The 10161-nt window shown below is 73.5% G+C and carries 10 protein-coding genes and 1 riboswitch; of the genes, 4 read left to right on the top strand and 6 right to left on the bottom strand.

Translation table 11 applies throughout. The features are described 5' to 3' along the window. From purH to VGL30_RS03275, 4 genes are all read right to left on the bottom strand, one after another. A partial coding sequence (purH, locus tag VGL30_RS03290; protein WP_331536742.1) for a bifunctional phosphoribosylaminoimidazolecarboxamide formyltransferase/IMP cyclohydrolase occupies positions 1–1086 on the bottom strand: 1086 nt, incomplete at its 3' end. A 22-nt stretch (positions 1087–1108) separates the two neighbouring features. After that, positions 1109–1191, bottom strand: a riboswitch (ZMP/ZTP riboswitch). Between the two features lie 44 nt (positions 1192–1235). Then, on the bottom strand, positions 1236–2960 hold the full coding sequence (locus tag VGL30_RS03285; RefSeq protein WP_331536740.1) for a heparinase II/III family protein: 1725 nt from the start codon (positions 2958–2960) through the stop codon (positions 1236–1238). A 12-nt stretch (positions 2961–2972) separates the two neighbouring features. Then, a complete protein-coding gene (rpe, locus tag VGL30_RS03280) occupies positions 2973–3638 on the bottom strand; it encodes a ribulose-phosphate 3-epimerase (protein ID WP_331536738.1) in 666 nt (221 codons plus the stop codon). Positions 3639–3647: 9 nt separating this feature from the next. After that, positions 3648–4958 carry an RsmB/NOP family class I SAM-dependent RNA methyltransferase gene (locus VGL30_RS03275; protein ID WP_331536736.1) on the bottom strand — a complete coding sequence of 437 codons (1311 nt, stop codon included), beginning with the start codon at positions 4956–4958 and terminating at the stop codon, positions 3648–3650. A 75-nt stretch (positions 4959–5033) separates the two neighbouring features. Here VGL30_RS03275 and VGL30_RS03270 point away from each other — a divergent pair, with 75 nt between their 5' ends. Then, on the top strand, positions 5034–5231 hold the full coding sequence (locus VGL30_RS03270; protein WP_331536734.1) for a DUF1674 domain-containing protein: 198 nt from the start codon (positions 5034–5036) through the stop codon (positions 5229–5231). 111 nt (positions 5232–5342) lie between these two features. After that, positions 5343–5771 carry a hypothetical protein gene (locus VGL30_RS03265; RefSeq protein WP_331536732.1) on the top strand — a complete coding sequence of 143 codons (429 nt, stop codon included), beginning with the start codon at positions 5343–5345 and terminating at the stop codon, positions 5769–5771. On the opposite strand, the gene pyrF is transcribed toward VGL30_RS03265, so the two are convergent. Continuing rightward, a complete protein-coding gene (gene pyrF, locus VGL30_RS03260) occupies positions 5765–6460 on the bottom strand; it encodes an orotidine-5'-phosphate decarboxylase (RefSeq protein WP_331536730.1) in 696 nt (231 codons plus the stop codon). The genes VGL30_RS03265 and pyrF overlap by 7 nt on opposite strands. 85 nt (positions 6461–6545) lie before the next feature. On the opposite strand from pyrF, the gene VGL30_RS03255 reads away from it, so the two are divergent. Then, complete coding sequence (locus VGL30_RS03255; protein WP_331536728.1) at positions 6546–7232, top strand: MarC family protein; 687 nt, start codon at positions 6546–6548, stop codon at positions 7230–7232. A gap of 5 nt (positions 7233–7237) precedes the next feature. Here VGL30_RS03255 and VGL30_RS03250 read toward each other — a convergent pair whose 3' ends face one another. Then, positions 7238–8038, bottom strand: coding sequence for an SDR family oxidoreductase (locus tag VGL30_RS03250; RefSeq protein ID WP_331536726.1), 801 nt, complete (start codon positions 8036–8038; stop codon positions 7238–7240). A 205-nt stretch (positions 8039–8243) separates the two neighbouring features. On the opposite strand from VGL30_RS03250, the gene VGL30_RS03245 reads away from it, so the two are divergent. Then, positions 8244–10160, top strand: coding sequence for a potassium transporter Kup (locus VGL30_RS03245; protein WP_331536724.1), 1917 nt, complete (start codon positions 8244–8246; stop codon positions 10158–10160). Position 10161: the final 1 nt, after the last annotated feature.

Genomic DNA, 10161 nt, shown 5'->3' with positions numbered 1-10161 from the left:
CTGGGTCTTGCGCGCCAGGATCTCGCGCGCCGCATCGTCGATCGCGGGGGCGATGATGACCTCGGCAAACAGCGAGGCGACCGCCTCGGCCGTCGCCGCGTCGAGCGGACGGTTCAGCGCGATGATGCCGCCGAACGCGCTGACCGGATCGCAAGCCAAGGCCCGCTCATAAGCCTCGACCATGGTCTTGCCGGTGGCCAGGCCGCAGGGGTTGGCGTGCTTGATGATCGCGCAGGCCGGTCCCGCCGCCGGATCGAATTCGGCGATCAGTTCGAAGGCCGCGTCGGTGTCGTTGAGGTTGTTGTAGCTGAGCGCCTTGCCCTGGAGCTGCCGCGCCGTCGCCACGCCCGTGCGAGGATTGGCGAAACGGTAGAAGGCCGCGCTCTGATGGGGGTTCTCCCCATAGCGCATGGTCTGGACCAGCTCGCCCGCGAAGGCGCGGCGCTTGGGCCAGGCCTCGTCCAGGGCCTCGGCGAACCAGGCGCTGATCGCGGCGTCATAGGCCGCCGTCCGCGCATAGGCGCGCGCGGCCAGGCGTTTGCGTAGGGCCAGGCTGGTGGTCCCGCCGTTCGCCTGCAGCTCGGCCAGCACCGCCTCGAGGTCGGCGATCTCCGTGCAGACGGCGACGTAGCCATGGTTCTTGGCCGCCGAGCGGATCATCGCCGGGCCGCCGATGTCGATGTTCTCCACCGCCGTCGCCTCGTCGGCGCCGGAGGCCACCGTCGCCTCGAAGGGGTAGAGGTTGACGTAGACCAGGTCGATGCCGCCGATGCCGTGGTCGGCCATCGCCTTGGCGTGGTCGGGCGCGTCGCGCACGCCAAGCAGGCCGCCGTGCACGATGGGATGCAGGGTCTTCACCCGCCCGTCCATCATCTCCGGGAAGCCGGTGAGGTCGCTGACGTCCTTCACCGCCAGGCCGGCGGCGGCGATGGCCGCCCGGGTGCCGCCGGTGGAGACCAGCTCGACGCCCAGGCCGCAGAGGGTCCTGGCCGCCTCGATCAGTCCGGTCTTGTCGGAGACCGAGATCAGGGCGCGGCGGACGGGGACGCGGTCGGGGGCGGGGGGAAAATCAGGCGCGGCGGGCATGGCGCTCTCCTCGGGAGGTCAGAGACAGGGCCCAGGCGAGCGGCGTTTCATACCCGCGCTCCCCGGTGGTCGCCCACCTCAGTTTCGCCAGTCACGCAGGATGGCGCGGACCATACCCACGCGGCCTGCGGAGTCAACGCGGCGGCCTGTCACCGCGGCGGGGGCCACACGTCGGCGGCGGCCAGCTTCCAGCGGATGCGGGCGCCGGAATCGATGCGGGCCTGGCCGCGCAGCACGATCTGGCTGGTGCGCCGGGACTGGCCCTCGCGGAAGTGGATGGAGGGCTCGATCTCCACCTCGCCGGCGTCGTTGCGCAGCCACCAGCCGGTCTCGCGCCCCTCGGGCCGCAGCAGGACGCTGTGCCGGTCGCGGGCGAGCGAAACGTGGACGTCGGGATGCACGTGGAAGCGGACCATGAAGGGGACGAAGCGCCGGCCGCTATCGCCCTGCGGTCCGGCGTCCACCGGCACGAAGCGGTCCTCCCCGCGCAGCTCGTCGGCGGCCGTGTCGATATACAGCCGCCGCTCGTGGCGCAGGCCGAAGCGCGGGACCCAGCCGTCGTGCGACAGCTCCAGCCAGCGCCCGCCCTCGGCCTCGTGCCGGTGGATTTCGACGGCGTCGTACGCGCCGGTGAGCCGCGGACCGAGGGCCTCGCCCGCGAACCCCCGCAGCGGCGCGCCGCAGGACAGGTCCCCCAGGGTGGCGGTGGAGCCGGCGTCCGCCACCCTCAGCGCCGGCGGACCCACGGCGTCCGGCGACCAGCCGCAGTTGACGATCAGCCGCCGACCGCCCGCCAGCACCTCGACGGCCAGCGGCTGGGCGCAGGCGGAGACGCTCCAGGCCCCCTCGGCCGGCGGGGCGGCGTCGGCCACCACCTGCAGGCTCTTGCCCTCCAGCCGGTGGTAGCCGTTGCGGGCGGCGGGGATCGGCCGGTCGCCGGCGTCGGCCGCCGCACGGGCGGCGGCGACATAGGCCGCCGCGCTCTCGTCCCCGCCCTGGAACGCCGGCAGGCCGCCGTCGGCCAGGGTGAAAAAGCGCAGGGCGCCGCCCAGCCGGTCGATGGCGCGGATCATCTCGTCGGGCGCCGCCAGGCCCCGCTGGACCACCGCGTGGTCGAGGGTCAGCAGGTCGAACAGCAGCTCCAGCGCCGCCTGCGGACTGCGCGAGGCGTGGCCGCCGTCGGCCGCCACGGTCTGCGGCAGGGCGCGCTCCAGCCGGGCGAGACCCTGGGCCAGCAGGCGCTCGCCCGCGCGGCCGGACAGGGCGGCGCCGGCCACGGCCACGGCGGCGGCGCGCTCGGCGGCGCGCATCGGGTCATGCAGGGTGGAGTGCAGGTGGCGCGCCTGGCGGGCGAGGTCGAGGGCGATGGCGGCGGCCTCGGCGTCGGAGGCCCGGGCGCACAGGCTGCGGGCGGCGCAGGCCAGGTTGAACACCCGCCGCTCCAGCACGTCCGGCCGCCAGGCGAAGGCGTTCCAGGTCCCGAACAGCCGGCTCCAGTCGAGCACCAGGCGCAGGGCCTCCTCGGCGCCGGCCTCGCCCTGGGCGACCAGGTCGCCCAGCCAGACGAAGCGATGCAGGGCGACGGCGTAGCGGAGCGAGGGACTGGGCCGGTCCCAGGGATCGCCGCGGGGACCGGGATGCAGGGCGCTGCCGGCGAAGACGAAGGCGCCGGCCAGCAGGCGCGCGCCGTTTTCCGGGTCGCGCGGGCGCAGATCCACCGGCTGGAGCGCGAAGCCGTCGGGCCTGGGCAGCAGCAGGGAGGAGCGGTGCAGGGGCGAGCCGCGCCATTCGGCCAGCACCTGGCGGCGGATGGCGGCGAGCAGGGCGGGCATGGCGATCCGGCCCGGCAGGCGCGACAGCGCGGGGCCCCCCATCGCGTCCCCCGATCAGCCGCCGCGCAAGGCGCGGATGTTGTCCGCGTAGGCGGACGGCCCGCCCTTGAACACCGCCGTGCCGGCCACCAGCGCCGTGGCGCCCGCCGCCACGCAGAGCCGGGCCGTTTCCGGGGTGACGCCGCCGTCCACCTCCAGCGGGATGTCGCGGCCGGTGGCGTCGATCATCTTCCTCAGGCGTTCGATCTTGGCCAGCTGGGAATGCATGAAGGTCTGGCCGCCGAAGCCCGGGTTGATGGACATCACCAGGATCAGATCGACGTCATCCATCATCCACTGGATCGTCTCGGGCGGGGTGGAGGGATTGAACACCACGCCGGCCTTGGCGCCCGTGCTGCGGATCAGCTTCAGGGTGCGGTCGAGGTGGGGCCCGGCCTCCGGGTGGACGCTGATCAGGTCGGCGCCGGCGGCGCGGAACGCCTCCACATAGGGGTCCACCGGGGCGATCATCAGGTGGACGTCAAAGGGAATCGAGACCAGGGGCCGCAGCGCCTTCACCACGTCGGGCCCGATGGTGATGTTCGGCACGAAATGGCCGTCCATCACGTCCACGTGCAGCCAGTCGGCGCCGGCGGCCTCCACGGCGCGGGCCTCCTCCCCCAGCCGCGCGAAGTCGGACGCCAGGATGGAGGGCGCGATGAGGGGCGGCTTGGCGGTCATCGACTGGACTTAGCTTAAAGCCGCGCCCGGCGCCAAGTCAGCCGCCTGGCCGGCTCGCACGAACCGGGCGACGTAGAAGCCGTCGAGGCCGTCCGCCCGGTGATGCGGCAGGATGCGCAGGGTTCCGTCGGGCCGCAGGCTCTCGGCGGGCGACCCCCCTTCCCCCGGGGCGATGGGGGCCAGGGCGAACCCAGGATGGCGCGCCAGGAAGATCGCGGCCTGGGCCTCGCCCTCCTCCGGCTCCAGGGAACAGACGCAGTAGATCAGCCGCCCGCCGGGCCTCACGCGGGCGGCCGACGCGTCCAGCAGGCGCGACTGCACGGCGGCCAGGCTGGCGATGTCGCCGGGCCGGGCGGCCCAGAGCACGTCCGGGTGGCGGCGGAAGGTGCCGGTGGCGCTGCAGGGGGCGTCGAGCAGCACGGCGTCGAAGGTGCGCCCGTCGTCCCAGCCGCCGGCGTCGGCGGTGACCACCTCCGCCGCCAGCCCTAGCCGGGCCAGGTTCTCGTGCACCCGGCGCAGGCGCGGGGCGGAACGGTCGACGGCCGTGACCCGGCCGCCGGCCGCGGCCAGCTGCAGGGTCTTGCCGCCCGGGGCGGCGCAGAGGTCGAGGACGGCTTCGCCCGGCTGCACCGCCAGCAGACGGGCGGGGACGGCGGCGGCGGCGTCCTGCACCCACCAGCGGCCCTCGGCGAAGCCCGGCCAGGCCGCGACGTCGCCGCGGCGGCGCGTGCGCAGGCTGCCGCCCGGCAGGATCTCGGCCTCCAGCTCGGCGGCCAGCGCCGCGGCGTCTTGCGGGTCCTTCAGGGTAAGGTCTGTGGCGGGCTCCTGGCGGATCACCGCCGCCACCGCGGCGGCCTCGTCGCCGAGGGCGGCGCGCCAGCGGGCGTAGAGCCAGGGCGGGGCCAGGGCCTCCGGGTCGTCCAGGGCCGGTGGCTCGCGCAGGACGCCGCGCAGGACGGCGTTCACCAGGCCCTTGAAGCCCTGGGTGGAGCCCTGCGCCGCCAGGTCGACGCTGGTGGCGACCGCCGCATGGGCCGGCGTCCCCAGCGCCAGCGCCTGGGCCAGGCCGAGGCGCAGGATGTTCCTGACCCGCTCGGGCGGCGGCTTCTGCAGCCGGGCCTCCAGGGCGCGGTCGATGGGGCCCAGGTTGCGCAGGGCGGCCAGGGTCACGGCGAGCGCGAAGCCGCGGTCACGGGGCGCGAGGCGGGCCAGCGCCGGACTGGCCATCGCCTCGTCCAGGCCGTTGCGGCGGGCGAGGGCGGCGTCCAGCAGGTCGAGGGCCGCGGCGCGGGCGGGCAGTCCGGCGTCAGTGTCAGTCACCGCCCCGCCCTGCGCGTTTGCGGCGTCCGGCGCAAGGGGTGGCGTCGCGAACGGCCGCGTCCTAGATATCGCGCCATGGACGACGACACCCCCATGAACGCCGCGCCGGGCAAGGCGCTGACGCCGGCGGCGCGCCGGGCGCTGGCGGAGGCGGAGGCCCGGCGCGAGGCGGCCCAGGCCGCCGCGGTCCCGGCCGAGGACGGCGGTCCCGCGGGACCCGAGCCCACCCGCTACGGCGACTGGGAACGCAAGGGAATCGCCGTCGACTTCTGAGCGGCGGCTCGCCTGAGGCTTGCATCCGGTCGAGGCCCGGGCCCGCCCGGGCTAGGGTGCCGCCAGCACATCGGTGGAGCGGCGGGCATGCGTGCGATTGCAGGACTTCTCATGGGCCTCGGCCTGGCGCTGGCCGCGGGCGCGGCGCAGGCGGGCTGCGCGATCGGCCACGACCACCGCCTGGACGGCGATCGCGGCTACGATGACGACGACGGCGACCTGGACGACGACCCGCCGATCCCCGGCGCCAGCCCCTGGTACATGGACGGACGCCACCCGGCTCCGCCCTGCCCCTGCGCGGAGCAGGCGGGCGAGCTCAGGGTGTCCAACAGCCTGTTCTACGACGCCGGCGGCGTGGGGCCGCTCCCCATGGACGGCTACGGCTATGGCGGCGGCGGGGTGTTCGTGGTGGGCGGCGGCGGCTGGGGCTTCTCGTCGGCGCGGGCATTCTCCGGCGCCTCGTCGAGCTCTTCGGCCAGCGTCGGCGTGCGGATGCGCGGGGGCTTCCGTGGCGGCCACGGCGGCGGCATGCATCACTGAACGGCGCGCATCTCGTCCACGATCCTCAGCGCCGCGGCACGGGGGTCGTCGGCCGCGGTGACCGGCCGGCCGCAGACGATGTGCGACGCGCCGGCGGCCAGCGCCTGGGCCGGCGTGGCCGCACGGGCCTGGTCGTTCTTCGCCGCCCAGTCGGGGCGCACGCCCGGCGTCACCACCAGGAAGCCCTGGCCGCCGATCTGGCGGGCCAGCACCGCCTCGTGCGGACTGGCCACCACCCCGTCGCAGCCGGCGGCGATCGCCTGGTGGATGCGCCGCTCCACCAGGGCGCGGGCGGTGACGGCGTAGCCCATCTCCGCCAGGTCCTTGTCGTCGAGGCTGGTGAGCACCGTGACCGCCAGCACCTTCAGGCCCGAGCCTCCGCGGCCGCGGACCGCGGCGGCCATCACCTGCGGCTCGCCGTGCACGGTGAGCAGGTCGCACCCCGCGCCGGCCAGCGCCGCGGCGGCGCGCTGCACGGTGGTGGGGATGTCGTGCAGCTTCCAGTCCAGGAACACCTGCTTGCCCTCGACCTTGAGGTCGCGGGCCAAGGCCATGCCGTCGGTGGCGAACAGCTCCAGGCCCACCTTGTAAAAGCTGACCGCGTCGCCCAGGGCGTCGATCATGGCCCGGGCCTCGCCGGCTGTGGGCAGGTCGAGGGGGACGATCAGGCGGGGATCGGCGGCGGGCATGGCGCGGCTCCTTGGCGCCCGGGCGGCCGGCCGGGGCGATGAGGTTGAGGAAGAAGACCCCGGGTTTTCAGGCTAAGACGTTGCCATGAGCCAGGCCGACTTCGCGGTCAACTTCTTCGTCGCCCTGTTCGCGCTGATCGACCCGGTGGGCAACGTGCCGCTGTTCGCGGCGGCGACCGCGGGATCGGCCTGGCGCGAGCGGGCGCTGATCGCGCTGTACATCGCCCTGTTCGCCCTGGGCTTCATGACCTTCTTCTATTTCTCGGGGCTGTCGCTGCTGGCCTTCTTCGGGATCTCGCTGCCGGCGTTCCGCATCGCCGGCGGGGTGATCCTGTTCATGATGGGGCTGCAGATGGTGCGCGGCGACGTGGCCGCCACCACCGGCGAGGTCGCCGACCGGGCAGAGGCCGCGCCGGGGCGCGACTATGCGCGGCGGCGGTTCGAGCGGATGATCGTGCCCTTCGCCATGCCGCTGCTGATCGGGCCGGGCGCCATCTCCACGGTGGTGATCTATGCGAGCCAGGCCCGCGCCTTCGGCCTGGCCGGGGCGGCGGTCGGGATGGGGGTGATCGCCGCCGTGTCGGCCAGCATCCTGGCCTCGTTCCTGGCCACCCCGGTGATCGGCCGGATCCTGGGGCGCATCGGCCTGACCATCGTGGTCAGGGTGCTGGGGCTGATCCTCTGCGCCATGGCGGTGCAGTTCATCCTGTCTGCCCTCGCGGACTCCACGCGCGGCCTCATATTGCCGCAGGCCGCGACGCCCTACAGCTAGAGCGGCTAGATCCGCCGGAAGCGGCCGCCGTGGGCTGCCATCAGGGCCAGCGCCCAGTCGTCGGGGACCAGCTTGGCCAGCGCCGCCGCCGCCTTGTTGGGCGCGCCGGGGACCGAGACCGCGCGGTTGGCCTCGGCGGCCTCGTAGCCGGCGGCGGCCACCTCGTCGGCGCCCAGCCACAGCCAGGCGGGGATGGTCTGGTTGACCAGCTCGCGCGAGCCGGTGACGTCGTGGAACTCGGAATAGGTGAAGCCGGGGCACAGGGCGGTGACGTGGACGCCGGTCCCCTGCGTCTCCAGGTGCAGGCTCTGGGAGAAGCGCACCAGGAAGCTCTTGGCCGCGCCGTAGAGGGTGGAGCCGGCCCCGCCGGGCGCCAGGCCCGCCAGCGAGGCCACGTTGACGATGCGGCCGAAGCGGCGGGCCAGCATTCCGGGCAACAGGCGGTGGACCAGTTCGCCGGCCGCCGTGACCATCACCTGCATGAACACCCGCTGGTCTTCCCAGCGGGTGTCGGCGAAGCGGCCGGTCAGGCCGTAGCCGGCGTTGTTCACCAGGGCGTCGACCGTGCGGCCGTGGGCGGCCAGGTGGTCGGTGATGGCGCCCGGCGCGGCGGGGTCCGCCAGGTCGGCCGGGAAGACGACGGTCTCGACGCCGTAGCGGAGGCGGATCTCCTCGGCCAGGCGGTCGAGGCGGTCGAGGCGCCGCGCGGTGAGCGCCACGTCATAGCCATGGCTGGCGTAGATCCGCGCGAAGGCCGCGCCGATGCCGGCCGAGGCGCCGGTGACGAGCGCCAGTCTGCGATCCATGGCGGCCCCTTCGACGCGGCGCGACGCCTCCTGAAGGTGGGCAAACCGCGTCCGGCGTCAAGCTTGGGGGCGGTCCAAGCCTGCGGCGGAAGTTCCTCCCTGAGGGGCGCGGCATTGTATGGGGCGGTGATTGGGTGTATCGCGCCCGCCGCATGACGGCATGGGGCCGCCGATGGGAACGCGCGCGAGTTCCCGGAGACACTGGATGGCGGACCCGACCGGCGTCGCCGTCGAGGCGGCGGACGAGCCGCACGGCGCGCGCAAGGAAAGCTTCTGGGCCCTGGCCCTGGGGTCGGTCGGCGTCGTGTTCGGCGATATCGGCACCAGCCCGCTCTACGCCATGCGCGAAGCCCTGGGACACGCGCGGCCGGGGGGCTCGACCGAGCTCGCCGTCCTGGGCGTGGTCTCGCTGATCTCCTGGGCGCTGGTCCTGATCGTGACGGTCAAGTACGTGGTCTTCCTGATGCGGGCCGACAACAAGGGCGAGGGCGGCACCCTGGCGCTGATGGCGCTGGCCCAGCGCCTGCTGCCCCGGCGTTCGGCGACGGTCTTCTACCTGGGCGTGGTGGGCGCGGCGCTGTTCTACGGCGACGGGATCATCACGCCGGCGGTCTCGGTGCTGGGCGCGCTGGAGGGCCTGGCCCTGGCGCCGGGGATCGGCCACCGCCTGAGCGCCTGGGTGCTGCCGCTGGCCGCGGTGATCCTGATCGCGCTGTTCATGGCCCAGTCGCGCGGCACCGCCAGGATCGCCAGATACTTCGGCCCGATCACCGCGGTCTGGTTCCTGACCCTGGCCGGGCTGGGCCTGTGGCACATCGCCGACGCCCCATCGATCCTGCGCGGACTGTCGCCCTACTACGGGGTGCTGTTCCTGACCAAAAACGGGCTCCTGGGCTTCGCCATCCTGGGCAGCGTCTTCCTGGCGGTCACCGGGGCCGAGGCCCTGTACGCGGACATGGGCCACTTCGGAAAGAATCCCATCCGGGCCGCCTGGCTGTTCCTGGTGCTGCCCTGCCTGCTGCTCAACTACCTGGGCCAGGGCGCCGTGGTGCTGCGTCACCCCAGCGCGCGGGCCAACCCCTTCTTCGAGATGGTGCCCGACCTGGTGTACTGGCCGGTGCTGCTGCTGGCGACGGTGGCCACCATCGTCGCCAGCCAGGCGGTGATCACCGGCGCCTTCTCCATGACGCAGCAGGCGGTGCAGCTGGGGCTGTTCCCGCGCATCGACATCCGCCGCACCAGCGAGACCCAGGCCGGGCAGATCTTCGTGCCGCAGGTGAACACCTTCCTGCTGGTGGGCGTGCTGATCCTGCTGGTGACCTTCCAGACCTCGCACAACCTCTCGGCGGCCTACGGCATCGCCGTGACGGGGGCGATGTTCGTCGACACCCTGCTGTTCTACGTGATCGTCCGGCGGATGTGGCGGCGGCCCCGCTGGCAGGCGCTGCTGGCGGCCGGCGGCTTCGGGGTGCTGGACGTCGTCTTCATCAGCTCCAACCTGCTGAAGATCCCGCAGGGCGCCTGGCTGCCGCTGGTGCTGGGCGCTGCGCTGGTGGTGATCATCTGGACCTGGACCCGCGGGGCGCAGATCCTGACCGAGAAGAGCCGGCGCGACAGTGTGCCCCTGGCCGAGCTGTCCGAGATCCTGCGGGCCCGCGCTCCGCACCGGGTGCCGGGCACGGCGATCTTCCTGACCTCCGAGCCGGACATGGCGCCGGTGGCGCTGATGCACAACCTCAAGCACAACAAGGTGCTGCACCAGAAGAACGTGGTGCTGACCGTCAACGTCGCCGAGACGCCGCGGGTGAAGGACGACGACCGGGTGAAGATCGAGCCGGTCAACGAGGACTTCTCCCGGGTGCTGATCAGCTACGGCTTCATGGAGAGCCCCAACATCCCGAAGGCGCTGGGGCTGTGCCGGCGCCAGGGGCTGAAGTTCGACATCATGGCCACCAGCTTCTTCCTGGGACGGCGCTCGGTGGTGCCCTCGGCCCAGTCGGGCATGCCGCTGTGGCAGGACAAGCTGTTCATCTTCCTGATGAAGAACGCCGCCAACCCGACCGACTTCTACAAGATCCCCCCCGGCCGCGTGGTCGAGTTGGGCACCCAGGTGACGGTGTAGC

It is taken from the genome of Phenylobacterium sp., assembly GCF_036502675.1.
Lineage (GTDB): Bacteria > Pseudomonadota > Alphaproteobacteria > Caulobacterales > Caulobacteraceae > Phenylobacterium.
Note: the sequence above shows the minus strand (reverse complement) of the source record. Positions and strands in the feature narration are given on the sequence as shown.

Bases quoted from the DNA above. Each gene is read 5' to 3' on its own strand.
- VGL30_RS03255 (WP_331536728.1), top strand. From the start codon at position 6,546: ATGAGCCAGGCCGACTTCGCGGTCAACTTCTTCGTCGCCCTGTTCGCG.
- VGL30_RS03285 (WP_331536740.1), bottom strand. From the start codon at position 2,960: ATGGGGGGCCCCGCGCTGTCGCGCCTGCCGGGCCGGATCGCCATGCCC.
- VGL30_RS03250 (WP_331536726.1), bottom strand. From the start codon at position 8,038: ATGGATCGCAGACTGGCGCTCGTCACCGGCGCCTCGGCCGGCATCGGC.
- VGL30_RS03265 (WP_331536732.1), top strand. From the start codon at position 5,343: ATGGGCCTCGGCCTGGCGCTGGCCGCGGGCGCGGCGCAGGCGGGCTGC.
- VGL30_RS03245 (WP_331536724.1), top strand. From the start codon at position 8,244: ATGGCGGACCCGACCGGCGTCGCCGTCGAGGCGGCGGACGAGCCGCAC.
- pyrF (WP_331536730.1), bottom strand. From the start codon at position 6,460: ATGCCCGCCGCCGATCCCCGCCTGATCGTCCCCCTCGACCTGCCCACA.
- rpe (WP_331536738.1), bottom strand. From the start codon at position 3,638: ATGACCGCCAAGCCGCCCCTCATCGCGCCCTCCATCCTGGCGTCCGAC.
- VGL30_RS03270 (WP_331536734.1), top strand. From the start codon at position 5,034: ATGGACGACGACACCCCCATGAACGCCGCGCCGGGCAAGGCGCTGACG.